This is a genomic window from Rhizobium sp. USDA 3886 (assembly GCF_056279785.1).
Window position 1 is genome coordinate 2,635,933 of the sequence record NZ_JBWCDC010000001.1, and the last position, 23,762, is coordinate 2,659,694.

Here is a 23,762-nt window from a genome sequence, read left to right on the forward strand (position 1 = left end):
CGAAAGGTGCGAACGGCCTGAGCAAACGCGAGGGACGATTGCCATACGCAGCCCTCATCCGACCCTTCGGGCCTCCTTCTCCCCGAGGGAAGAAGGGATAAAGGAGGGGCTTGCAAATTTTCCGGATCAGGTGTCAGAGTCCGCGCCATGGTATCAAAGCGACTCTCACGGCTCGAAGGGCATCGCCGCAAGTTCATGGCGGTGATCGATGGTACGCCGGAATGCCAGAGCGCCGTGCATTATGCCGGCAGGCGCGCCAAGAATTCCAATGGCGGACTGGTTCTCGTTTACGTAATTCCCGAAGGCGATTTTCAGCAATGGCTGGGCGTCGAGGAGATCATGCGAGCCGAAGCCCGCGAGGAAGCCGAAGCCGTCGTCTCCAAGTCGGCGCAAGTGGTGCGCGAATCGATTGGCATCGAACCGGAAATCGTCATCCGCGAGGGCAGCGCGGTCGAAGAGATCAATGCAGTGATCGAAGAAGATCGCGACATTGCGATCCTGGTGCTGGCCGCAAGCTCGGCCAAGGAGGGTCCCGGACCTTTGGTATCGTCCGTTGTCGGAAAAGCAGCTACCTTTCCTATCCCTGTTACCGTGTTGCCCGATACGCTGACGAATGAGGAATTAGACGCGCTGGCGTAAGACAGAATGTCGAACGGAGACTATTTGTGGAGTCTTTATCTCTTGAATAGCGCCGCCGATCGGCTTATTTTCTTTTGAAGAATTCTAAAGACGGCCTGAGCGACAACCTGGCCCGCATGGAGAGCGAAATGTTCATTCAGACCGAAGCCACGCCGAATCCGGCCACCCAGAAGTTCCTGCCGGGCAAGGTCGTGATGGAAACTGGTACGGCCGAGTTCCGCAGCGTCGAGGAAGCTCAGGCTTCGCCGCTCGCCGCCCGCCTTTTTGAAATCCCGGGCGTCACTGGCGTCTATTTCGGCTACGATTTCATCTCCGTTTCCAAGGAGAACCAGGAGTGGCAGCACCTGAAGCCTGCCATCCTTGGCTCTATCATGGAGCACTTCATGTCCGGAAAGCCGGTCATGGGCGACGCCTCCGTATTTTCGGAAGAACTCGATGCGGACGGTGAATTCTTCGATGAGGCCGACGAGACCATCGTGCTCACCATCAAGGAACTGCTTGAAACCCGCGTGCGCCCGGCAGTTGCCCAGGATGGCGGCGACATCACGTTTCGCGGCTTCAAGGACGGCAAGGTCTATCTCAACATGAAGGGCTCCTGCTCCGGCTGCCCCTCTTCGACGGCAACACTGAAGCATGGTGTCCAGAACCTGCTTCGCCACTTCGTTCCCGAAGTGCAGGAAGTCATCGCAGCCTGACGATCTGTTCAAAATTCATCCGGCTCAGCATTGCGCCGGATGAATTTATGATAGGCTTTTATTCGGAAATTGATGACATGATTGTTCTGGCGCTCGACACGGCTGGTGTGGATTGCGCTGCCGCTCTCTACGACAGCGGCAGGGATGCGGTGCTGGGGGAGGCATCGGACTTGATCGGCAAGGGCCATGCAGAGCATTTGATGGGAATCATCGACCGCGTGCTCAAGCAGGCGGACATGAAACTCGCGATGGCCGAACGTGTTGCCGTTACGATCGGTCCCGGCTCCTTTACCGGAATCCGCGTTGGCGTTGCCGCAGCACGCGGCTTCGGCCTTGCGCTTAATATCCCCACTGTCGGCATCACGACGCTGGAGACCATGGCCGCCGCCCAGCGCGAGAAGACGCCCAGCCGCCCCGTCCTTGCCGCCATGGACGCCAAGCGCGGCGAAATCTACCTCCAGAGCTTTTCCGCTGACGGCCTGGCGTTCGACGAACCTCGCGCAGTGACAGTCGAGGAAGCGCAGGCTTTCGCGGCCACCTTCGACGGCGAGATAACCGGATCTGCAACGCCGCTGCTGAAACCCAACGCGACGGGCGAACACGCCAATAAATTCCCCATTTCCATCGTGGCACGCCTTGGTGCGGCCGCCGATCCCGGTTCAGGAAAGCCGAAGCCTCTTTATCTGCGCGGACCCGATGCCAAACCGCAGGCCGGGTTCGCGATCGCGCGAGTATGACCATGCTGGAATCCTATCTGACTCTGAAGCCGGCTTTCGAGATCGTCGCAATGGACAATGACGATTGCCACGCGGTTGCCGTGCTGCATGGCGAACGCTTTGCCCGCCCGTGGGGCGACGGCGAGTTCTATAGCCTGCTCAGCCAGGACACCGTCTTCGGTTTCGTCGCGCGCCAAACCAACGCTTTCCTGAAAAAGCCTCTGCCGGGCTTCGTGCTTGCCCGCCAGGTCGCCGGCGAAGCGGAAATCCTGGCAATCGCCGTGCAGGCGAAGGTTGCCGGCGCCGGCCTCGGCTGGCGGCTGATGCAGGCGGCGATGCGCGAAGCCAAGCTGCGCGGCGGCGAAAGCATGTTCCTGGAAGTCGACCACGGCAATGCAGCCGCCCTCGGCCTCTACCGTAAGCTCGGCTTTGAGAAAGTCGGCGAGCGCCGCGGATACTACAAGGATGCGAACGGTGCGGTTTCCACGGCGCTTGTCATGAAGCGCGTTCTTCGCTAGTGCCGTTTGAGAACCGGAATCTGGAATGAAGGCCGCCAATGACCGACACAGCCAAGACCCTTGAGGAGCTTTGCACCGAGCGCGGCATGCGAATGACCGAACAGCGCCGCGTGATCGCCCGTATCCTTGAAGAGTCGGAAGATCACCCGGATGTCGAGGAACTGTACCGTCGCTCAGTTAAGGTCGATGCAAAGATTTCGATCTCCACCGTCTACCGCACCGTCAAGCTCTTCGAAGACGCCGGCATCATCGCCCGCCATGATTTCCGCGACGGCCGTTCACGCTATGAGACGGTGCCGGAAGAGCATCACGACCACCTGATAGACCTGAAGAACGGCGTGGTCATCGAATTCCGCTCGCCGGAGATCGAAGCCCTGCAAGAGCGAATTGCCCGCGAGCATGGCTTCCAGCTCGTCGATCACCGGCTGGAACTCTACGGCATTCCGCTGAAGAAAGACGAACGCTGAGCCGATGACCGCAGCCGCAGGGAGTTCGCGTTGATCGTCTGGCTGCGCATCGCCTATGCCGCGGTCGTCATCGCCGCCGCCAGCATGCCGCTGATGCCATTGCAGCTTCTCAGCCTCCATTTCGACTGGAAGCTCCGCCGCATCCTTCCGCGTCTTTGGCACCGCGCTGCCTGCCACGCACTCGGAATTCGCGTGAAGGTCCACGGCAAGCTCGAAGGGCGCAGGCCGCTGATGCTATGCGTCAATCACGCGTCGTGGATGGATATCATGGTCATGTCCTCGGTCGCCGATGTCGCCTTCATCGCCAAAGTAGAGGTGCGCGACTGGCCCATCTTCGGGCTGCTCGCCCGCCTGCAGAAAAGCGTTTTCATCGTCCGCGAAGAAAAGCGGAAGACCGGCAGTCAGGCAAGCGAGATTGCGGACCGCATGGCGGACGGCGAGATCATCGTGCTCTTTCCCGAAGGCACGACTTCGGACGGCAATCGTTTGCTGGAGGTCAAATCCTCGCTCTTCGGAGCGGCCGCCATGGCCGTGCCGCACTCGCCGAACGGCTCCGTCTTCGTGCAGCCGGTCGCGATCGCCTATACCAAGGCGCACGGCGTTGCGATGGGCCGCTATCACCGCCCGCTGGCCGGCTGGCCCGGCGACGTGGAACTCGTGCCACACCTGATGGACGTCGTGAAATGTGCGGCGCTCGATGCCGAGGTCTCCTTCGGCGAGGCGGTCGAATACCGCTCTGATTCGAACCGGAAGGACGTCAGCGCCACCATCGCCCGCCGCATCCGTGCCATGCTCAACAGCCGCCTGCGCGGCCGCGAAATCTCTTGAGGAAAAATTTCGATTTTCTATAGGGCAAAAAACCACTAAATAGCCCGCCATGACCCAAGACACCGCCCTTCTTCCGCCCCCGGAGACCATCCCCAGCGAAGGCCTCCGCAATGGCAGCAACAGCCGCAAGGTTTTCATCAAGACTTATGGCTGCCAGATGAACGTCTACGACTCGATGCGCATGAGTGATGCGCTCGCCCGCGATGGTTACGAGCCGACGGAGAATATGGAGGAGGCCGACCTCGTCCTGCTCAATACTTGTCACATCCGCGAAAAGGCCGCCGAGAAGGTCTATTCGGCGCTCGGCCGCTTGCGCGATCTGAAGAAGAAGAAGGCTGCCGACGGGCGCGAGATGATGATCGGCGTCACCGGATGCGTTGCCCAGGCCGAGGGCGAGGAAATCCTGCGCCGCGCGCCTGCCGTCGATGTGGTCATCGGCCCGCAGACCTATCACCGCCTGCCGGACGCGCTGCGGCGTGCCAAGGAAGGCCATCGCGTTGTCGATACGGAATATGCGCTGGAAGACAAGTTCGAACACTTGCCCATCGCCGAAACCAGAAAGATCCGTTCGCGCGGTGTCACTGCATTCCTGACGGTGCAGGAAGGCTGCGACAAGTTCTGCACCTTCTGCGTCGTGCCTTACACGCGTGGTTCGGAGATCTCCCGGCCGGTCAGCCAGATTGTCGAAGAAGCACAGAACCTCATCGAAGGCGGAGTGCGGGAAATCACATTGCTCGGCCAGAACGTCAACGCGTGGCATGGCGCCGGGGCCAATGGCGAGGAATGGAGCCTTGGCGATCTGCTCTATCGCCTCGCTGAAATTCCGGGGCTTGCCCGGCTCCGGTACACCACCAGCCATCCGCGCGACATGGACGACCGCTTGATCGAGGCGCATCGCGAGCTGCGGGCGTTGATGCCCTACTTGCACCTGCCGGTGCAGGCGGGCTCGGACCGCATCCTGAAAGCCATGAACCGGCGCCATACAGCAGCGGAATATATGGCGCTCATTGAGCGCATTCGCGCAGCCCGCCCCGACATCGCGCTGTCGGGCGATTTCATCGTTGGTTTTCCCGGGGAGACAGACGAGGATTTTGACGCTACACTGAGTTTGGTGGAGGAGGTTCGCTATGCGCAGGCTTTCTCCTTCAAATATTCGACGCGGCCGGGTACGCCCGGGGCGGAACTGAAGGACCAGGTGCCGGAAGAGATCAAGGCAGAACGGCTCGAGCGCCTGCAGGCGCTTCTCCTCAAGCAGACGCAGGAATTCAACAGATCCTGCATCGGCAAGGAAATCGATTTGTTGCTTGAAAAGCCCGGCCGGATGCCGGGACAACTTATTGGGCGTTCTCCCTGGCTTCAGTCAGTGAATGTTGATGCAAAAGCATCGCAAATCGGTGACATTATCAAAGTGCGAATCACCGGAACCGGAACGAACAGCCTGTTTGCCGAGTTTGCAGAGGCTGGGGTTTTAACCTAGGGAGCTCGACCGCTTGAACGGACAAGAATTGGTTTCTTCTTCACCGCGCCACCCACGCATTGCGAGCGACGCCAATCACTTCGTCCTGACGTTCGAGAACAACCGGTTCGCCAGCGAGCTATTCGGTCAGTTCGATCAGAACCTGAAGCTTCTCGAGGAGCGGCTGCATATCGACGCGCGCGCGCGCGGTAATTCCGTTGTCATTACTGGCGATGTCGTCGCCACCAATCAGGCCCGGCGTACGCTGGACTACCTCTATGAAAAGCTCCAGAAAGGCGGCAGCGTGGAACGATCCGACGTGGAAGGCGCAATCCGCATGGCGGTTGCCGCCGACGATCAGTTGAGCCTGCCGACCATGGAGAAAAAAGCCAAGCTCACCATGGCGCAGATTTCGACACGCAAGAAGACGATCGTTGCGCGGACGCCGACGCAGGACGCCTATATACGCGCCATGGAACGCGCGGAACTGGTCTTCGGCGTCGGCCCAGCCGGCACGGGCAAGACCTACCTCGCCGTCGCACATGCGGCCCAGATGCTGGAGCGCGGCGCTGTCGAGAAGATCATCCTTTCGCGGCCGGCGGTCGAGGCCGGCGAGCGTCTTGGCTTCCTGCCTGGCGACATGAAGGAGAAGGTCGATCCCTATCTCCGGCCGCTCTATGATGCGCTCTACGACATGATACCGGGAGACAAGGTCGAGCGCGCGATCACGGCTGGCGTCATCGAGATCGCGCCGCTCGCCTTCATGCGCGGGCGCACGCTCTCGAACGCGGCCATCATTCTCGATGAAGCTCAGAACACAACATCGATGCAGATGAAGATGTTCCTGACGCGCCTCGGCGAGAATTCACGCATGATCGTCACCGGCGATCCAAGCCAGATCGACTTGCCGCGCGGCGTGAAATCCGGACTTATCGAAGCGCTGCATCTGCTTGACGGCGTGGAAGGAATTTCGACGATCCGCTTCAAGGATGTCGACGTCGTTCGCCATCCGTTGGTCGGACGGATCGTAAGGGCCTACGACGCCACCTATACGACGCGGCCGGAAGACGCCGGCCCGCAGGTCTGATGGCCGAACTCGACATCCAGATCAGCATCGAGGAAGGCGACTGGCCCTCCGAGGATGAACTTCAGGCTTTGGCGGAACGCGTGCTGGAAGCGGCGGCGACGTTTCTCAAGAAAAATGAGAAGCAGCCGTTTCCCACGACAGCAACTGAGCTTTCGCTTGTCTTCACGGATGACGAATCCATCCGCACCATGAACGCCGAATGGCGCAAGAAGGACAAGGCCACCAATGTTCTCTCCTTTCCGGCTTTTCCGATAATCCCAGGAAAGATGCCAGGTCCGATGCTTGGTGATATCATTATCGCCAGGGAGACCGTCGAACGGGAAGCGCGGGAGCTCGAAAAGCCGTTCGAAGACCATCTGACACATCTGATGGTGCATGGTTTCTTGCATCTCTTCGGCTACGACCATATGAATAATGACGAAGCCGAAATTATGGAGGGGTTGGAGACTCGCATTTTGGCAGTACTCGGCCTATCTGACCCATACGAGGGTCAAGACCTTAAAATGGAACCATGAGCGACTTTACAACGAAACCGGCGGCGGACACCAAGGACGCCGATCAATCCTCCTCCTCAGATGAGGCGGGCAGTAGTAGCAGGCATTCCGGACGATCATTCTGGGCGCGCGCCGCCCGCATCCTTCGCCCGCAGCAGGGCTCGCGCATTCGCGAAGATCTCGCCGACGCGCTGATGACTAACGATACCGGCGACGATGCCTTTTCGCCCGACGAGCGGGCGATGCTTCACAACATCTTGCGTTTCCGCGAAGTGCGCGTTGCCGACGTCATGGTTCCGCGCGCCGACATCGAGGCGGTCGACCAGAACATCACCATCGGTGAATTGATGATCCTCTTTGAGGAATCAGGCCGCTCTCGCATGCCGGTCTATGCCGATACACTCGACGATCCGCGCGGCATGGTGCATATCCGCGACTTGCTTTCCTATGTCGCCAAGCAGGCGCGCAACAAGCGCCGGACAGGCTCCAAGACTGTTAAGCCGGTTGTCGAGATCGCTACCGAGAACATTCAGAAGCCGGCGCGCTCGGCAAAGCCGAATTTCGACCTTGCGCGCGTCGACCTGCAGAAGACGCTTGCCGAGGCCGGCATCGTCCGCAAGATCCTTTTCGTGCCGCCATCGATGTTGGCATCCGATCTGCTTCGCCGAATGCAGGTGAACCGCACGCAGATGGCGCTGGTCATCGATGAATATGGCGGCACCGATGGGCTTGCTTCGCACGAGGACATCGTCGAGATGGTAGTCGGCGATATCGATGACGAGCATGATGACGAAGAGGTCATGTTCAAGCGAATTTCCGAAGACGTCTTCGTAGCGGATGCCCGCGTCGAACTGGAAGAGATTGCAGAGGCGATCGGCCCGGATTTCGACATCAGCGAGCAGGTGGACGAGGTCGATACGCTGGGTGGCCTTATCTTCTCCGCCCTCGGCCGCATTCCGGTTCGGGGCGAAGTCGTCCAGGCTCTGCCGGATTTCGAATTCCACATTCTTGAGGCCGACCCGCGCCGGATTAAGCGGGTGCGCATCACCCGCAAGCGTCAGGCAATCCGCCGCCGCGTCAAGGCAGACGACAGTGTGACTGGACCTGAATCGGCTGACGAACGGCCTGCCGAATCAACATCGAACTGATTTCCGTGAGGCACGACAAAGCGCCGCTTTTTTGAAAGACTGCGGACCGGGTTGATTCGCGGCGTGAATGGAGTGCGCATGGAGCGGCTTGCGGACAAGGTCATCCTGGTCTGGGGTTTCAAACGGGCAGTGCTGGCGGTCTTTGCCGGCGCATTCGCCGTTCTGGCGCTTCCGCCGATCGGCTTTTTCGCAGCGATGTTCCTTTCATTCACGCTCCTCGTCTGGCTGATCGACGGCGCAACTGCCTCCCCCGAGGCGAGCTTCCTCGGCCGCCTCTGGCCCTCATTCGTGATCGGCTGGCTCTTCGGCTTCGGCTATTTCGTCGCAGGCCTTTGGTGGCTCGGCCATGCCTTGATGATCGACTCGGAAGAATTTGCCTGGGCGCTGCCATTGGCGACCCTCGGCCTGCCGGCGGTGCTGTCAATCTATTATGGCCTCGCTGCAGCTATCGCCCGTGTCTTCTGGTCGGACGGGATGGGCCGCATTGCGGCGCTCGCCGCAGGCTTCGGCCTCTTCGAGTGGTTGCGCACGCGTCACTTTCACGGGCTTTCCCTGGAATGCGATCGGCTACGGCATCATGCCTATGCCGCTGATGATGCAATCCGCGCATATCATCGGCGCCATGGGCGTGACTGCGCTTGCCGTCTTCGTCTTCGCTGCGCCTGCCCTTCTCGGTACACGTCAGGGTGCGACGATGGGTGTGGGACTCGCCACACTGCTCTTTGCAGCCCATCTCGGTTATGGCGGCTATGTCCTTTATCTCGCGCCGAAGGCTCCGCCGCTGCCGCAAGAGAAGCGGCCGGTGATCCGCCTTGTGCAGCCGATGATTGATCAGGCTGCCAAGCTCGACAACAATGCCGATCGCTCGGCGATCTTCGAGCTTCACTTGAAGCTTTCCGCCGAGGCGCCGAAGGATGGAGGAAAGAAGCCGAACATCATCGTCTGGCCGGAGACGTCGATCCCTTTCATCCTCACCGATAATCAGGATGCCCTTACCCGGATCGCCGATACGCTCGACGACGACCAGATTCTGATTGCAGGTGCTGTTCGCGCCGAAGAGATGGGGCCGGGAAACCCCGTGCGCTACTACAATTCGATCTATGCGATCGACGGACGCGGCCAGATCGTCACGGCTTCCGACAAGATGCATCTCGTTCCGTTCGGCGAATATGTACCGTTCGAGAATATCCTCGACAATTTCGGCATCAAGAATATCGTCGAAATGCCGGGCGGGTTCTCTGCCGCGGCGACGCGCCATCTCCTGGAACTGCCGACGGGACTGAAGCTCTATCCTCTCGTCTGCTATGAGATCATCTTCCCGGATGAGATGACCGGCGACATCGCTGATGCGGGCGCGATCCTGAACATCACGAACGACGCCTGGTTCGGCAATACGCCTGGCCCTTATCAGCATTTCCAGCAGGCGCGGGTACGTGCCGTGGAGACCGGATTGCCGCTGATTCGCGATGCCAACAGCGGCATTTCAGCTATCGTGGACGCCCACGGCCAGATTGTCGCAGGACTGGGTCTCAATCAAGCAGGCTTCGTCGACGCAACTCTTGAGGGATTCGGCAGCGCTTCTCGGAGTTCGTTTTCGCGGCAAGCTTACTTCTGGTTGACTGAAACGTTACTGATTTTGATTGTGTCGATTTCCCGTTTTGGTTTTATTTTCAAGCCGAATTGACCAAAAACCCCTAAAATTGCATAGTGGTCGCGATCGGCGTTGTTAACGTATGCTTGATGATAGGGTTTACGCCGCTTACAACGTGGCGTTACGGATGGGTCTGGGCACTGCCGGTTTAACCAGGTTGAAATTCTTTGCTAGGGCACGACCATGATTGAAAACAAGAAGAAGCCTAACCCGATCGACATCCACGTCGGCAGTCGCATTCGGCTTCGCCGTACAATGCTTGGCATGAGCCAGGAGAAGCTGGGCGAGAGCCTCGGCATTACCTTTCAGCAGATCCAGAAGTACGAGAAGGGTACGAACCGCGTCGGTGCGAGCCGCCTGCAGAACATCTCGAGTATTCTCAACGTCCCGGTTTCCTTTTTCTTCGAGGACGCTCCGGGCGATCACGCCGGCGGATTGACCGGCATGGCAGAGGCATCGAGCTCGAATTATGTTGTCGATTTCCTCTCCTCCTCGGAAGGGCTTCAGCTCAACCGGGCCTTCGTAAAGATTTCCGACCCCAAGGTTCGCCGCAAGGTCGTGGAGCTTGTGAAGGCGCTGGCCGCCGAGGCCGACGCGGACTGACCCCTTTGATGACCGCAGTTTTGAAAGGTGGTCGAAAGGCCACCTTTTTTGCGTTTTATGGGCAAAATTTACCATTTCGCTGCAGATATAAAGATATATATATGTCCTTCTGTGCTTGTTTTTCGAACGCGAAATGAGTACCAACTACACGGCTTTTGTTCTTTGAGGGGAATCCCGAATGCGCGCGAATTATCTTTTCACCAGCGAGTCAGTTGCCGAAGGTCACCCGGACAAGGTGTGTGACCGCATCTCCGACGAGATCGTAGATCTGGTCTATCGTGAAGCGGCCAAAACCGGCATCAACCCCTGGGGCGTGCGCATTGCCTGCGAAACCCTGGCGACGACGAACCGCGTTGTGATCGCCGGTGAAGTCCGTCTGCCACCGAGCCTGATGAAGAAGGATAAGAACGGCAACGACGTCATCAACCCGTCGAAATTCAAGGCTGCAGCCCGCCGCGCCATCAAGGACATCGGCTACGAGCAGGAAGGCTTCCACTGGAAAAAGGCAAAGATCGACGTGCTGCTGCACTCGCAGTCTGCCGATATCGCACAGGGCGTCGACAACGCAGCCGACCAGCAGGGTGACGAAGGTGCCGGCGACCAGGGCATCATGTTCGGCTACGCCTGCAAGGAAACGCCGGACCTCATGCCAGCTCCGATCTACTACTCCCACAAGATCCTGCAACTGCTGGCCACAGCCCGCAAGAAAGGCGACGGCGATGTCGCCAAACTTGGCCCGGACGCCAAGAGCCAGGTGACCGTGCGCTACATCGACGGTAAGCCTGCCGAAGTGACCTCGATCGTTCTTTCGACCCAGCATCTCGATGACAGCTGGGATTCGAAGAAGGTTCGCGCCGTCGTGGAGCCTTACATCCGCGAAGCGCTGGGCGATCTGCCGATCGCCAAGGAATGCAACTGGTACATCAACCCGACCGGCAAGTTCGTCATCGGCGGCCCGGACGGCGATGCTGGTCTTACCGGCCGCAAGATCATCGTCGACACCTATGGCGGTGCCGCTCCCCACGGCGGCGGCGCATTCTCCGGTAAGGACACGACCAAGGTCGACCGGTCCGCAGCCTATGCTGCCCGCTATCTTGCGAAGAACGTCGTCGCCGCAGGTCTTGCCGACCGCTGCACGATCCAGCTCTCCTATGCGATCGGCGTCGCACAGCCGCTATCGATCTATGTCGATCTGCACGGCACCGGCAAGGGCGTGACGGAAGACCAAGTCGAGGCAGCGATCCGTAAGAACATGGACCTGTCACCGACCGGCATCCGCCGCCATCTCGACCTCAACAAGCCGATCTACGCCAAGACATCGGCCTATGGCCACTTCGGCCGCAAGGCAGGCCGTGATGGCTCGTTCTCATGGGAACGCACAGATCTCGTCAAGGCGCTGAAGGAAGCCGTGAAGCTTCGGGCGGTGGCATGACGGATATGGAGCGCCGGGCGCGCGCGACCGAGGCTTTCTTCGGTCGCCGCAAGGGAAAGGCTCTCCGCGAACATCAAGCGGAAAGACTTCATACGCTGCTCCCGGCATTCCTCATCGATCTTTCGGCGGCTCCACCAGAGCCGCTGAAAAACCTCTTTCCGGTTCCGACTGAACGGCTGCGCCTAGAAATCGGCTTCGGCGGTGGCGAACATCTGATCCACCGCGCGCTGGAAATGCCCTCCACCGGCTTCATCGGCGTCGAACCCTTCATCAATTCCATGCAGAAACTGCTGGCGAGCATCGAGGCGAAGGGTGCAAAGAATATCCGCGTCTATAACGACGATGCAACGCAACTGCTCGACTGGCTGCCCGACGGCTGCCTGGATCAGATCGATCTGCTCTATCCCGATCCATGGCCGAAGCGGAAGCACTGGAAACGGCGCTTCGTTTCCAAGACCAATCTCGACCGTTTCCATCGCGTACTGAAGCCCGGCGGGCTCTTCTGCTTCGCCTCGGACATCGATACCTACGTGAATTGGACGCTGCTGAAGTGCCGCGATCACGGCGGCTTCGACTGGCTTGCGGAAAACGCCGCCGACTGGCTGACGCCCTATGAGGGTTGGCCGAGCACACGCTACGAGGCCAAGGCCCGGCGGGAGGGCAGATCCTCCGCCTATCTGACGTTCGAGAAGCTCTAAGCCTGCTTTTTAGTGCAGGCTTACCGTCTTCAGTTCGTCTTCAGCTGCCTTGAAGAAGGTGCTGGAGCGATTATCCGTGAGCAGGATCGGCGTTCCGTCTGCGCCGAAGAGGGCCCAAAGGTCCACGCCCGGATCGATATCCGGCGCTTCGGGGAAGCACTTCGACACCTCATCAGTGCGCATCTTGCGGATATAGGCGACCTCGCCGTTGCCGATACCGGCTAGCTCGGACTTGGTCAGGTGAGAATTCGCTTCTTTCATCAACATTCCTGTACCTCCGGGAGAAGGGACCAACAGCCGAATGGGCCGTTGTCCTACTGTGAGACCGAAATGTTAATTTTCTTCACCATGCGCGCCGGTTCCGGACGAATGAGATCGACGGCCAGCAATCCGTTCTTGAGGCTGGCGCCCAGAACCTGCATGCCATCTGCCAACACGAACGTGCGCTGGAACTGACGGGCGGCAATACCACGATAAAGATATTCATGCTCGCCCTGCTCGACCTGGCGGCCGCGGATTAACAGTTGGTTCTCTTCGATGGTAACGTCGAGCTCTTCTTCACTGAAGCCCGCGACAGCAAGCGTGATGCGCAAGCGTTCAGGCGCCCCGTGACCGGCGGCGATACGTTCGATATTGTAGGGCGGGTAACCGTCGCTTGCCTTGGAAATGCGTTCAAGCGTCTTTTCCATGGCATCGAAGCCCAGAAGCAGCGGGCTGGCGAAAGGTGTCATGCGGCTCATCTTTCAAAGTCCTTGATGCAAGCGACCTTCCCGGACCTAGGCGTAGCATCCGGACGCCGTTAATATGGGAAGCGTGTACCTTTCGCGCAAGACATATGCGGCGCATCGCCGACATATGAATTTAAGACGGTTGGACTCAAGCAGTTGCTTGACAAAGATCATGGCGGCTCGCATCAAATCGTCGCCCGCAACGGCTGCGCCGATCTGCGACGGAAAGATAAACGAACGGTGCCTGCCACGACGTGCACCTTGAGACGGAACGACGAAATGGCGACCCCCAGAAAGATCATCATCGACACCGATCCCGGCCAGGACGATGCAGCGGCCATCATGCTTGCCTTCGGCAGTCCCGAAGAGCTGGAAGTGCTCGGCATTACGACCGTCGCGGGCAACGTGCCGCTTTCCTACACGAGCCGCAATGCGCGCATCGTCTGCGAGCTCTGCGGACGGACCGACACGAAGGTTTTTGCAGGTGCGGATGCACCAATCGCGCGCAAACTGGTCACGGCCGAGCACGTGCACGGAAAGACCGGCCTCGATGGACCTGAGCTCGATGAACCGACAATGCCGTTGAAGGCAGGGCACGCGGTCGACTTCATCATCGAGACGCTTCGCCGCGAGCCGGGAGGCATGGTGACGCTTTGCACGCTGGGACCGCTCACCAATATCGGCATGGCCTTCCAGAAAGCGCCGGATATCATTCCGCGCATCCGCGAACTGGTGATGATGGGAGGCGGGTTCTTCGAGGGCGGCAACATCACACCGGCCGCGGAATTCAACATCTATGTCGATCCGGAAGCGGCCGACATCATCTTCCGTTCGGGCGTGCCGATCGTGATGATGCCGCTCGACGTGACGCATCAGCTGCTGACGCGGAAGGATCGCGTAAAGCGCATGGCCGATCTCGGCACGGCACCGGCGAAAGCAATGGTCGAAATGCTGGAGTTTTTTGAGCGCTTCGATGTCGAGAAATATGGCTCCGACGGCGGACCGCTGCACGATCCGACTGTCGTCGCCTACCTGCTAAAGCCGGAGCTTTTCAAGGGCCGTGACTGCAATGTCGAGATCGAGGTGAAGTCGGAGCTGACGGTGGGCATGACGGTCGTTGACTGGTGGCATGTGACCGACCGTAAGCGCAATGCCAAGGTGATGCGCTATGTGGATGCGGACGGCTTCTTCGATCTACTGATCGAGCGCTTCGCCCGCATCTGATTTTCAGACTGATTATTGAGGCGTCTGAGAGATCAGGCGTCCTTTTCGGTGAACGCCGTATTGATATCCGCTTCCGCAGCCTTCGGGCCGCCCTTGGCGACGCCAACCATTGCCGGGCGAAGAACCCGCTCGCCGATCGTGAAGCCTGCCTGAACGACCTGGACGACCGTGTTGTTCGGCACTTCGGCATTCGGGATCTCGAACATCGCCTGATGGAAGTTCGGATCGAACTTCTGGCCTACCGGATCCAGCTTGCGGACGCCGTGACGCTCAAGCGCGGAGAGCATCGAGCGCTCGGTCATCTCGACACCTTCGATCAATGTGTCGAGGCCCGCCTCGCCCGCTTCCTTCGCTTCGGCTGGGATGGCATCGAGCGCGCGGCGCAAATTATCCGAGACGGCAAGCATATCGCGCGCGAAGCCCGCGACTGAGTAGGATTTTGCATCCTTCACATCGCGCTCAGTGCGACGTCGCAGATTATCCATTTCGGCGGCAAGGCGCAGATAGCGCTCACGCAGCTCGACATTTTCAGCCTTGAGCACTTCAAGCGGATCCGGCTGTGGCGGCGCTTCCACCGTGGTTTCGTTCTCGACGTTTGCGGCAGCGTCGTCTGCGGCTTCAGCCGCGGCAGCGTCAGGTCCGTTTTTCGTCGTTTCGTCCGTCATGACGGTCTCCGGTAGTGGTTTTCTTGAGATGCGCCCGATATCGAACTTCGATCGCAAAAAATCAAGTCTGCGTGACAAAGAAGGAGAAATTCGGGAGTTTACAGCGTGCCGCGCGCAAGCCGGGAAATTAGCTGCGCTGTGTAGTCCACCATCGGCACGATGCGCGAGTAATTGAGCCGCGTCGGACCGATGACCCCAACGGCACCGACAATGCGGTCGTCATCATCGCGATAGGGCGCAACAATCAGCGAGGAGCCGGAAAGCGAAAAGAGCTTGTTCTCAGAACCGATGAAGATACGCACGCCCGGGCCGGTTTCGGCAAGATTCAGCAGCTCGATTAGGCTGTCCTTCTTTTCGAGATCGTCGAAAAGCATGCGCAGACGGTCAAGGTCCTCCGCGCCAGCCAGGCCCTCGAGCAGATTGGATCGGCCGCGAATGATAAGCTGCGGTGGCTTGCCTTCATCCGCATCGCCAGACCAAACGGCAATGCCGCGCTCGACAAGGTCCCTGGACAGCGCATCAAGCTCGTGGCGGACGTTCTCCTTTAAGTGACTGAGCTGCTTGCGCAATTCCGGCAAAGTCTGGCCGGACATATGGGCATTGAGGAAATTCGCGGCCTCCGTCAGCTGCGACGATGTAACGCCTGCTGGCAATTCGATAATGCGGTTTTCGACCTGATCGTGATCGCCGACGAGCACGGCCAGCGCCTTGGTGGGCTCCAGGCGGATGAATTCGACATGCTTGAGGACCGGATCGCTCTTCGATGTGATGACGAGCCCCGCGCCCCGCGAAATGCCAGACAGCATCCGGCTTGCCTCGTTCATCATCGTTTCCACAGGAGCATTAAGGCTTTCAGGACGAACCTGGCGGTCGATGTTCGCACGGTCCTCGGCGGAAAGGTCGCCGACCTGCATGAAAGCATCAACGAAGAACCGAAGGCCGCCCTGCGTCGGCAAGCGTCCCGCGCTGACATGTGGCGAGTAGATCAGGCCTAGCGCTTCCAGGTCGCTCATCACATTGCGCACGGAAGCGGGCGATAGGGACATAGGCAGGATGCGCGAGAGATTGCGGGAGCCGAGCGGCTCGCCACTTTCCAGATAGCCCTCAACGATGCGGCGGAAGATTTCCTTAGAGCGTTCATCCAGCGCCGCAACGGCATCCGAAACCGACGTCGACCTGAACCCCATGAATTTCCTTTGACCTGCGCGCTGATGACGATCCCTAAAATATAGCCGTTCTCGCCCTCGTAGCAAAAGGGAATTTGCAAATGGTTGCCGCCAATCGTAGAAGCGGTCGATACCATTGAGCACTTCACGATGTTATCCGAAAACCGCTTAACGCATTTCGGCATCATGCTTCAGGAGATTAGAATGCGGCCTTCAGGCAGAAAAACCGACCAGATGCGCAAGGTCACTTTCGAGCGCAATTTTTCAAAGCATGCGGAAGGTTCCTGCCTCGTGAAATTCGGCGATACGCATGTGCTCTGTACCGCAAGCCTGGAAGACAAGACGCCGCCGTGGCTGCGCAATACAGGAAAGGGCTGGGTCACGGCCGAATATGGCATGCTACCGCGCGCAACCGGCGAGCGCATGAAACGCGAGGCCGCAACCGGCAAGCAGGGCGGGCGCACGCAGGAAATCCAGCGCCTCATCGGCCGTTCGCTCCGTGCCGTCGTCGACCTTAAGGAACTCGGCGAACGCCAGATCACGCTCGACTGCGACGTTATTCAGGCTGATGGCGGTACGCGCACGGCCTCTATTACGGGCGCCTGGATTGCGCTGTACGACTGCCTGAAATGGATGGAGGCCCGCAACATGATCAAGGTCGAGCGCGTGCTCAAAGATCACATCGCCGCAATTTCCTGCGGCATCTTCGCCAGCCAGCCGGTGATCGACCTCGATTATCTCGAAGATTCCTCCGCAGAAACCGATGCGAACTTCGTCATGACGGGCGCAGGCGGCATCGTTGAAATTCAGGGTACCGCGGAGGGCACACCGTTCACCGACGGGGAATTTGCCGCGCTGATGACGCTGGCGAAAGCCGGCATTGCGGAGCTCGTCAACATGCAGAAACAGGCCATCGCCGGATGACTGCCCTGCTGGAAGGCATGCTGGAGACGGCGCTCTATGCGGATGATCTCGACAAGGCCGAGGCTTTCTACGAAGGCGTGCTCGGCCTTGCCAAGATCGCGCGCGCCGGAAACCGGCATGTCTTCTTCCGCTGCGGGTATGGCGTGCTGTTGATCTTCAACCCCGAAGAAACGGTGAAACCGCCGGCAGCCGATGCCCTGCAGGTGCCGCCGCATGGCACGAAAGGTCAGGGCCACGCATGTTTCCGGGTGTCAGGTAAGAACATCGATGCCATGGCGGCGAAGCTCAAAGCCGCGGGCATCGAAATCGAATCCGAAGTGTACTGGCCGAACGGCGGCCGCTCGATCTATTTTCGCGATCCAGCAGGAAACAGCCTCGAATGCGCCGAAGCCAGAATCTGGGGCATTGAATAGGACCAACCATGCGCAAGCTTGAAACGAAGACGATCGTCGTCGCCAGCCACAATGCCGGCAAGATCCGCGAGATCCAGGATCTGATCGGACCGCTCGGCTTCACCGCCAAATCGGCAGCAGACCTCAACTTCATCGAGCCGGACGAAACCGGCACGACCTTCGAGGAAAACGCGACGATCAAGGCGCTCGCCTCTGCCAAGGCAGCAGGAATGCCGGCGCTTTCCGACGATTCCGGACTGGTGATTGATGCGCTTGGCGGCGATCCGGGCGTCTATACGGCCAACTGGGCCGAAAAGCCGGACGGCACGCGCGATTTTGCGATGGCCATGGAAAAGGTGCAAAACGCTCTGGAGAAAGCCGGGGCTGTGAAGCAGGAGCAGCGGACCGCGCGCTTTGTCAGCGTGCTCTGCCTCGCCTGGCCGGACGGTCATACGGAGCTTTTCCGCGGCGAGGTCGAAGGCACCGTCGTCTGGCCGCCGCGCGGCACACAGGGTTTCGGCTACGATCCGGTCTTCCAGCCGGAAGATTACGGCATCACCTTCGGCGAGATGAGCGCCGAGGAGAAGCACGGCTGGAACATCGGCAAGCCGCAGGCCCTGTCGCACCGGGCGCGCGCCTTCAAACTCTTTGTCGAAACCTACCTGGAAGCGTAAGGTCGGTTCGTGGAGATTCTCGATACGCCAAGCTTGATGCGCGATGCGACGCTTCTGCCCGATACCGGAGAGCCCGGTTTCGGCGTCTACGTGCATTGGCCCTTCTGCGCGGCGAAATGCCCCTACTGCGACTTCAACAGCCATGTCCGCCATCAGCCGGTGGATCAGGAGCGATTCACCGCTGCCTTCCTGAAGGAGATGGCCACCGTTCGCCGTATGAGCGGACCGAAGACGGTGACGAGTGTCTTCCTTGGCGGCGGCACGCCGTCGCTCATGCACCCGGCAACAGTGTCAGCCATTCTCGACGGCATCTCGAAGCACTGGCATGTGCCGAACGGCATCGAGATCACCATGGAGGCGAATCCGTCGAGCGTGGAGGCTGAGCGCTTCCGCGGCTATCGCTCGGCAGGCGTCAACCGCGTGTCGCTCGGCGTTCAGGCGCTAAACGACCGGGACCTGAAATTCCTCGGCCGCCTGCACGATGTCGCCGATGCGCTGAAGGCGATCAGGCTGGCGCGCGACATCTTCCCGCGCATGTCCTTCGACCTGATCTATGCCCGCCCCGACCAGACGGTCGAGGAGTGGGAGAGGGAACTGAGGGAAGCGATCTCCTACGCGGTCGATCACCTCTCGCTCTACCAGCTGACGATCGAGGAAGGCACGCCGTTCTACGGCCTGCACAAGGCCGGTAAGCTGATCGTTCCTGATGGCGACCAGTCGGCAGATCTCTACGAGGCGACGCAGGAGATCACGGCGCGCGAAGGCATGCCAGCCTATGAGGTTTCCAACCATGCGCGGCCCGGCGCGGAAAGCCGCCACAACCTCACCTACTGGCGCTACGGCGACTATGCCGGGATCGGCCCCGGCGCGCATGGCCGCCTGACGCGTGGGCCAGAGAAGATCGCAACGGCGACCGAGCGCAAGCCGGAGGCCTGGCTCGAGCTTGTAGAACGCGACGGACATGGCATTCTGGAGCAGGAGCGGCTCGGCTATGACGAGCAGGCCGACGAGTTGCTGCTCATGGGGCTTCGGCTGAAGGAGGGCGTCGATCTTGCCCGCTGGCAGCATCTTTCCGGTCGGGATCCGGACCCGAAGCGCGAGGAATTCTTGCTGGAGCACGGCTTCATCGAGCGAATCGGCAATTCCCGGCTTCGCTGCACGCCGTCCGGCATGCTCATCCTCGATTCCGTCGTCGCCGATCTCGCCTGCTGAGCCTCAGGCTGCCCGCCTTTTTCCAAGCGACATCAGCCGCCCGTCGATCGCCGCTAGACCGACCGCGATCGTCGCCATGCCTATCAGATGTTTTGCCTGCAGCTGCTCGCCGAGGATGATCGTCCCCAACAGAATGGCGCTAACGGGAATCAGGAAGGTCACCAGCGCCAGGTTCGTCGCGCCCGCTGTTGCGAGAATACGGAAGAAAAGCAGATAGGCGATCGCCGTTGAAAGCAGCGCCAGACCAAAGAGCGCCAGCCAAATTTCGATGTCGGGAACAGGCAATGTCCAAGGCCGGTCGGCAATCAGCGCGATCGGCAGCATCAGGATGGTGGATGCCGTGACCTGGCCCGCTGCAGGCAGCAGCGGCGGCAGGCCCATAGCGCGGAAGCGGCGTCCCCATATACCGGCGAAAGAATAGGAGACAGCAGCACCAAGAACCGCGAGCTGCGCCAGTACATTCGCGCCGATATCGTGAAGCACATCGAAACCGATCATATAGGCCACGCCGGCAAAACCGATAAGCACGCCGATCAGGCGATTGCCGGTCATCTTCTCGTCGACAGTCAGGATATGGGCGACAACGACCGTGAAGAGCGGCGTCGTGGCATTCAAGATCGATGCCAGGCCGCTTGCAATATGGGTCTGGCCCCAGACGATGAGGCAAAAGGGGATCATATTGTTCAGCACGCCCATGCCGAAGAAAGCGACCCAGCTCTTGCCGTCACGCGGCATTGTATGACCCATGAGCCGCACGATCACATTGAGCGCGACCGCAGCCAGCAGCACGCGGCCTGTTACGATCGTAAACGGCGGCAGCGCCTCCACCAGAATGCCGTTGAAGAGGAAGGAGCCGCCCCAAAGGAGGGAGAGGACCAAGAGCATTCCCCATTCGGCTAGGCCCATCTGTTTCTGCATCTCTGTCTCCTTCATTATTTGCGGGCTTACGACACGGCGGCGCCTCTCGCCACCCGTTTCTTGCGCGCCAGTCTCTGCCAGCTGCGATTTGTGCTCGACGATTATCGCTTCGTGATTCTGTTTTTAGATCGCTTTCACTCTTGATATTATTTCTATAATTCTACTTCGACAAACGAGTCTTTTTCGATGTACGCTTTAGCTGAGCTAAATCATGAGCGAATTTCTGCCATCTCTTTCGGCCCTGCGAGCTTTCGAAGCTGCGGCGCGGCATCTCAGCATGACGCTGGCGGCGAAGGAGTTGCACGTGACGCCTGGCGCCGTCAGCCTGCAGATCCGCGATCTGGAGGCTGTACTCGGCGTACGGCTTTTTGACCGGAAAACGCGGGCGCTCGCCCTCACCGTCGAAGGCGCGGACTACTTCACCACACTGCAGACCGCCTTTCGGCTGATGCGGGAGGCGACCGCGGCGCTTACGGCGCGGGCACGCGGCTCCGTGCTGAACGTCACCTGCACGGCAGGCTTCGCGACCTATTGGCTGGTGCCGCGGCTTCGACGTTTCGAAGAGACCCATCCGGAAATCGACGTGCGCATCAGCGCCTCGCATCGTGTGCTCGATTTTCAGCGCGACGGCATCGATCTGGCCATCCGGCACGGACTAGGCGGCTATGACGGCCTCGTCAGCGAGCGGCTGGTGGATGACGAACTGGTGCCAGTCTGCATCCCACGGCTGGCGGCAGAGCTTGGAGACCACCCCTCGCCAGACACGCTTGCCGGCTTCCAGTTGATCCATGATGTCTACCGGCACGACTGGAAGCTCTGGCTCGAGGCAGCAGGCGCGACGAAGGTGGACGCCTCGCGCGGCCCGATCTTCATGCATGGCAATGGCGCCTACGAAGCCATGAAGGCCGGTCTCGGTTTTGCATTGATGCGGCGCTCGTTCTTGGAGAAGGAGCTCGCCGAAGGCGCCGTCGTCGCGCCCTTCCCGCTTGGCGTTGCGAGCCGCCTCGCCTTCCATCTCGTCTATCCGGGCGCTGCGCTCGAACGCCCGGCCGTTGCGACCTTCCGGCGCTGGCTGCTTTCGGAATCGAAGAGCTAACCACTCCCGCCGTCGCCCGTCTTCCTTCTAAAAAGTGGAGAATTTTACTCATAAAAGGTTTTCATCCGGCTTTTTGTTGACTATTACACTCATGAAATCATTTAAAATGAACTGCCGAGAGTCGTAAGCTGATGAAAATACACGTTTTTGCTATGAGATCGCTGCAGGCATCCGCATTGGCGGGCGCCGCGATGGCCCATCTTCTTCTGCCGGCCGCCGCACAGGATGCTCCTGCCGACAGCCCGCAGAATGATGGTGCCACAGTGCTGCAGGACATCGTCGTCAATGGCGGCAGCGGCGGCGTGATTCAGGCGGACGGCTATGTCGGCAAGAGCAGCGCGACCGGCGCGAAAACAGACACACCGTTCATCGAGACGCCGCAGTCGATCTCGTCCGTGACGGAACAGCAGCTCAAGGACCGCAACCCGCAGACGTTGCTCGACACGCTTGCTTATACGCCGGGTACACGCGTCGGCGCCTATGGCTTCGATCCACGTTTCGACAGCTTCACGGTGCGCGGCTTCGATGTCACCTATTCCGGCGTCTTCCGCGACAACCTGCGCCAGCCAGGTGCCGGTTCCTCGCTCTTCAAGACCGAACCGTACGGCCTTGAGGGTGTCTCGATCCTGCGGGGCCCATCTTCAGCACTCTACGGTTCTTCCGGCGCTGGCGGCCTCTTTAACCTCATCACCAAGCGCCCAACGGAAGACCCCTACCATGAGCTCCAGCTCCAGTACGGCACCGAGCAGCGCTATCAAGGTCAATTCGACTTCTCCGGCCCGGTCAACGACCAGGATCCCTTCTACTATCGCGTTACGGGTCTCTACCGTGACGCCGACACGGAACAGATCAGCGTTCCGGATGATCGCATCTACATCGCTCCTGCTTTCATGTGGAAGCCAGACGAGGACACGAAACTCACCATTCTCGGCGAATATTCCCGAACAAAGACAGGCGGCACCGCGGCCTACTACAACGACCCGCTAACCGGCGAAGTGACGGACTATTTTGCAGGCAATCCGGCTTTCAACGATTCGATCCAGAATCAGGGACGCATCGGCTATGAATTCGAGCACCGGCTGAACGATACTTTCGTATTTCGCCAAAACGCTCGCTCTTCGACGCTCAATATCGATGCCGACTGGGCTTTTGCTTACGCCCCCAATGCAGTTGATCCCTCGCTCATCGACCGCAGCGCCGGCACCTTTGACGAGCGGCTGAACGTCTTTACGATCGACAACCAAATCGAGGCCAAGTTCGATACCGGCGAACTCGACCACACGCTGCTAACGGGGCTTGATTTCACTCGGTTGCAGTGGCGCTCGCTCGACGGCCGCGGCGTCTCTCCGCCGCTCGACACCAACAATCCGGACGCAGGCGCCCCGGTTCCGCATATCGATTACCAGACGCGCACCATCCAGGACCAATGGCAGGTCGGCACATACGTGCAGGACCAGATCCGCTACGACGCCTGGACACTGACGCTGGGGGGGCGCTACGACTGGGTGTGGACCGACACCGACAATACGAATCTCCTCGCCGACACCACCGATACGATCTCGCAAAAGGACAACGAGTTCTCCGGACGCGTCGGCCTGAGCTACGAGACCGATTTCGGCCTTGCGCCCTATATCAGCTATTCGACCGCCTTCTCGCCGAATGCCGGCATCAACCAGGAGACGGGCCAGCCCTTCAAGCCGACCTTGAGCGAACAGGAAGAGATCGGCGTCAAATATCTGCTGCCGAACAGCAATACGCTGATCACCGCCGCGCTATTTAACATCGACCAGAAGAACAGCCTCTACTACGAGGTCGTCAACCTGCCGACGGGTCCGGCCAACATCCAGGTGCAGCGCGGCCAGATCCGTTCGCGCGGCTTGGAGCTGGAGGCGAATACAAGCCTCGACAACGGCCTGTCGCTGGTCGCGTCCTACACCTACACGCAAGCCAAGATCCAGGAGGGCGCGACGGGTACGGTCGGCAATTATGTCTCATCGGTGCCAAAGCACATGGCCTCGCTTTGGGCGAACTACACGTTTCAAGAGAGCAGCCCTGTCTACGGCCTCGGCATCGGGGTCGGCGCTCGTTACCTCGGCAAGAGCTACACAAGCGACTACAATACGGCGCAGAATGGCTCCCGTGTGCTCTTCGATGCCGCGATCAGCTACGATTTCGCAGCGCTCGACACGAAATATGAAGGGTTGAGCCTCCAGGTTAATGCTACCAATCTCTTCGACCGCCGCGAGCCCGTCTGCTCAGCGGGCTTTTGCTACCGCGACCAAGGCCGCGCCGTGATCGGCAGCCTACGCTACACATGGTAGCCCGATGGCA

The 23,762-nt window shown here is 59.8% G+C and carries 25 protein-coding genes and 1 pseudogene; 21 read left to right on the forward strand and 5 right to left on the reverse strand.

The annotated features are described in order from the left end of the window. The first annotated feature begins 147 nt into the window (after positions 1 to 147). From ACZ9BX_RS13505 to trmB, 14 genes and pseudogenes are all read left to right on the forward strand, one after another. Positions 148 to 639 (forward strand): universal stress protein, encoded by a 492-nt coding sequence (locus ACZ9BX_RS13505; RefSeq protein ID WP_027510816.1) that lies wholly within the window; start codon positions 148 to 150, stop codon positions 637 to 639. 128 nt (positions 640 to 767) lie between these two features. Then, positions 768 to 1,334: a NifU family protein gene (locus ACZ9BX_RS13510; protein WP_132560408.1), complete on the forward strand. Its 567-nt coding sequence runs from the start codon at positions 768 to 770 to the stop codon at positions 1,332 to 1,334. Between the two features lie 77 nt (positions 1,335 to 1,411). After that, a complete protein-coding gene (gene tsaB, locus ACZ9BX_RS13515; protein WP_476220007.1) occupies positions 1,412 to 2,071 on the forward strand; it encodes a tRNA (adenosine(37)-N6)-threonylcarbamoyltransferase complex dimerization subunit type 1 TsaB in 660 nt (219 codons plus the stop codon). Further along, complete coding sequence (locus ACZ9BX_RS13520) at positions 2,068 to 2,568, forward strand: GNAT family N-acetyltransferase (protein WP_207917147.1); 501 nt, start codon at positions 2,068 to 2,070, stop codon at positions 2,566 to 2,568. The genes tsaB and ACZ9BX_RS13520 overlap by 4 nt, the downstream gene beginning before the upstream one ends. Before the next feature lie 38 nt (positions 2,569 to 2,606). Further along, positions 2,607 to 3,035, forward strand: coding sequence for a Fur family transcriptional regulator (locus ACZ9BX_RS13525; protein ID WP_132560411.1), 429 nt, complete (start codon positions 2,607 to 2,609; stop codon positions 3,033 to 3,035). 30 nt (positions 3,036 to 3,065) lie between these two features. Then, positions 3,066 to 3,863 (forward strand): lyso-ornithine lipid O-acyltransferase, encoded by a 798-nt coding sequence (olsA, locus tag ACZ9BX_RS13530; protein ID WP_476218490.1) that lies wholly within the window; start codon positions 3,066 to 3,068, stop codon positions 3,861 to 3,863. 49 nt (positions 3,864 to 3,912) lie between these two features. Continuing rightward, entirely contained in the window at positions 3,913 to 5,340 is a 1,428-nt protein-coding gene (miaB, locus tag ACZ9BX_RS13535; protein WP_476218491.1) for a tRNA (N6-isopentenyl adenosine(37)-C2)-methylthiotransferase MiaB, read from the forward strand. Positions 5,341 to 5,353: 13 nt separating this feature from the next. Beyond that, positions 5,354 to 6,406 carry a PhoH family protein gene (locus tag ACZ9BX_RS13540; RefSeq protein ID WP_027510823.1) on the forward strand — a complete coding sequence of 351 codons (1,053 nt, stop codon included), beginning with the start codon at positions 5,354 to 5,356 and terminating at the stop codon, positions 6,404 to 6,406. Further along, positions 6,406 to 6,921, forward strand: a complete 516-nt coding sequence (gene ybeY, locus ACZ9BX_RS13545) for an rRNA maturation RNase YbeY (protein ID WP_476218492.1) — start codon at positions 6,406 to 6,408, stop codon at positions 6,919 to 6,921. Before ACZ9BX_RS13540 ends, ybeY begins: the two co-directional genes overlap by 1 nt. Further along, a complete protein-coding gene (locus ACZ9BX_RS13550; protein WP_132560421.1) occupies positions 6,918 to 8,048 on the forward strand; it encodes a hemolysin family protein in 1,131 nt (376 codons plus the stop codon). Before ybeY ends, ACZ9BX_RS13550 begins: the two co-directional genes overlap by 4 nt. Positions 8,049 to 8,126: 78 nt before the next feature. After that, positions 8,127 to 9,732: pseudogene (gene lnt, locus ACZ9BX_RS13555) on the forward strand (apolipoprotein N-acyltransferase). Positions 9,733 to 9,882: 150 nt separating this feature from the next. After that, entirely contained in the window at positions 9,883 to 10,302 is a 420-nt protein-coding gene (locus tag ACZ9BX_RS13560) for a helix-turn-helix domain-containing protein (protein WP_027510827.1), read from the forward strand. A gap of 178 nt (positions 10,303 to 10,480) precedes the next feature. Further along, positions 10,481 to 11,734 (forward strand): methionine adenosyltransferase, encoded by a 1,254-nt coding sequence (gene metK, locus ACZ9BX_RS13565; protein WP_476218493.1) that lies wholly within the window; start codon positions 10,481 to 10,483, stop codon positions 11,732 to 11,734. Next, positions 11,731 to 12,432 carry a tRNA (guanine(46)-N(7))-methyltransferase TrmB gene (gene trmB / locus ACZ9BX_RS13570; protein WP_476218494.1) on the forward strand — a complete coding sequence of 234 codons (702 nt, stop codon included), beginning with the start codon at positions 11,731 to 11,733 and terminating at the stop codon, positions 12,430 to 12,432. Before metK ends, trmB begins: the two co-directional genes overlap by 4 nt. 9 nt (positions 12,433 to 12,441) lie before the next feature. Here the strand turns inward: trmB and ACZ9BX_RS13575 are convergent, their stop codons facing one another. Together ACZ9BX_RS13575 and ACZ9BX_RS13580 are read right to left on the reverse strand one after the other, a co-directional pair. After that, entirely contained in the window at positions 12,442 to 12,699 is a 258-nt protein-coding gene (locus tag ACZ9BX_RS13575) for a BQ00720 family protein (RefSeq protein WP_027510830.1), read from the reverse strand. Between the two features lie 47 nt (positions 12,700 to 12,746). After that, positions 12,747 to 13,172, reverse strand: coding sequence for an Hsp20 family protein (locus ACZ9BX_RS13580; RefSeq protein ID WP_476218495.1), 426 nt, complete (start codon positions 13,170 to 13,172; stop codon positions 12,747 to 12,749). A 267-nt stretch (positions 13,173 to 13,439) separates the two neighbouring features. Between ACZ9BX_RS13580 and ACZ9BX_RS13585 the strand changes: the two genes are divergently transcribed. Beyond that, positions 13,440 to 14,384, forward strand: coding sequence for a nucleoside hydrolase (locus tag ACZ9BX_RS13585; RefSeq protein WP_476218496.1), 945 nt, complete (start codon positions 13,440 to 13,442; stop codon positions 14,382 to 14,384). A 32-nt stretch (positions 14,385 to 14,416) separates the two neighbouring features. On the opposite strand, the gene grpE is transcribed toward ACZ9BX_RS13585, so the two are convergent. Both grpE and hrcA read right to left on the reverse strand, forming a co-directional pair. Continuing rightward, positions 14,417 to 15,049, reverse strand: coding sequence for a nucleotide exchange factor GrpE (grpE, locus tag ACZ9BX_RS13590; protein WP_476218497.1), 633 nt, complete (start codon positions 15,047 to 15,049; stop codon positions 14,417 to 14,419). A 98-nt stretch (positions 15,050 to 15,147) separates the two neighbouring features. Next, positions 15,148 to 16,236, reverse strand: coding sequence for a heat-inducible transcriptional repressor HrcA (hrcA, locus tag ACZ9BX_RS13595; RefSeq protein WP_027510834.1), 1,089 nt, complete (start codon positions 16,234 to 16,236; stop codon positions 15,148 to 15,150). A 183-nt stretch (positions 16,237 to 16,419) separates the two neighbouring features. On the opposite strand from hrcA, the gene rph reads away from it, so the two are divergent. Genes rph through hemW form a run of 4 tightly spaced genes read left to right on the forward strand, consistent with a single transcriptional unit; the run spans position 16,420 to position 19,417 of the window. After that, positions 16,420 to 17,139 carry a ribonuclease PH gene (gene rph / locus ACZ9BX_RS13600; protein WP_476218498.1) on the forward strand — a complete coding sequence of 240 codons (720 nt, stop codon included), beginning with the start codon at positions 16,420 to 16,422 and terminating at the stop codon, positions 17,137 to 17,139. Next, positions 17,136 to 17,552, forward strand: a complete 417-nt coding sequence (locus tag ACZ9BX_RS13605) for a VOC family protein (RefSeq protein ID WP_476218499.1) — start codon at positions 17,136 to 17,138, stop codon at positions 17,550 to 17,552. Before rph ends, ACZ9BX_RS13605 begins: the two co-directional genes overlap by 4 nt. An 8-nt stretch (positions 17,553 to 17,560) precedes the next feature. After that, positions 17,561 to 18,205: an RdgB/HAM1 family non-canonical purine NTP pyrophosphatase gene (rdgB, locus tag ACZ9BX_RS13610; RefSeq protein WP_476218500.1), complete on the forward strand. Its 645-nt coding sequence runs from the start codon at positions 17,561 to 17,563 to the stop codon at positions 18,203 to 18,205. A 36-nt stretch (positions 18,206 to 18,241) separates the two neighbouring features. After that, complete coding sequence (hemW, locus tag ACZ9BX_RS13615) at positions 18,242 to 19,417, forward strand: radical SAM family heme chaperone HemW (RefSeq protein WP_476220009.1); 1,176 nt, start codon at positions 18,242 to 18,244, stop codon at positions 19,415 to 19,417. A 3-nt stretch (positions 19,418 to 19,420) separates the two neighbouring features. Here the strand turns inward: hemW and ACZ9BX_RS13620 are convergent, their stop codons facing one another. Then, complete coding sequence (locus ACZ9BX_RS13620; protein WP_027510839.1) at positions 19,421 to 20,335, reverse strand: DMT family transporter; 915 nt, start codon at positions 20,333 to 20,335, stop codon at positions 19,421 to 19,423. A 211-nt stretch (positions 20,336 to 20,546) separates the two neighbouring features. On the opposite strand from ACZ9BX_RS13620, the gene gcvA reads away from it, so the two are divergent. Continuing rightward, positions 20,547 to 21,431, forward strand: a complete 885-nt coding sequence (gene gcvA, locus ACZ9BX_RS13625; RefSeq protein WP_476218501.1) for a transcriptional regulator GcvA — start codon at positions 20,547 to 20,549, stop codon at positions 21,429 to 21,431. A 152-nt stretch (positions 21,432 to 21,583) separates the two neighbouring features. After that, the gene (locus tag ACZ9BX_RS13630; protein WP_476220011.1) at positions 21,584 to 23,752 is read left to right on the forward strand and encodes a TonB-dependent siderophore receptor; all 2,169 of its coding nucleotides are present in this window, start codon (positions 21,584 to 21,586) and stop codon (positions 23,750 to 23,752) included. Positions 23,753 to 23,762: the final 10 nt, after the last annotated feature.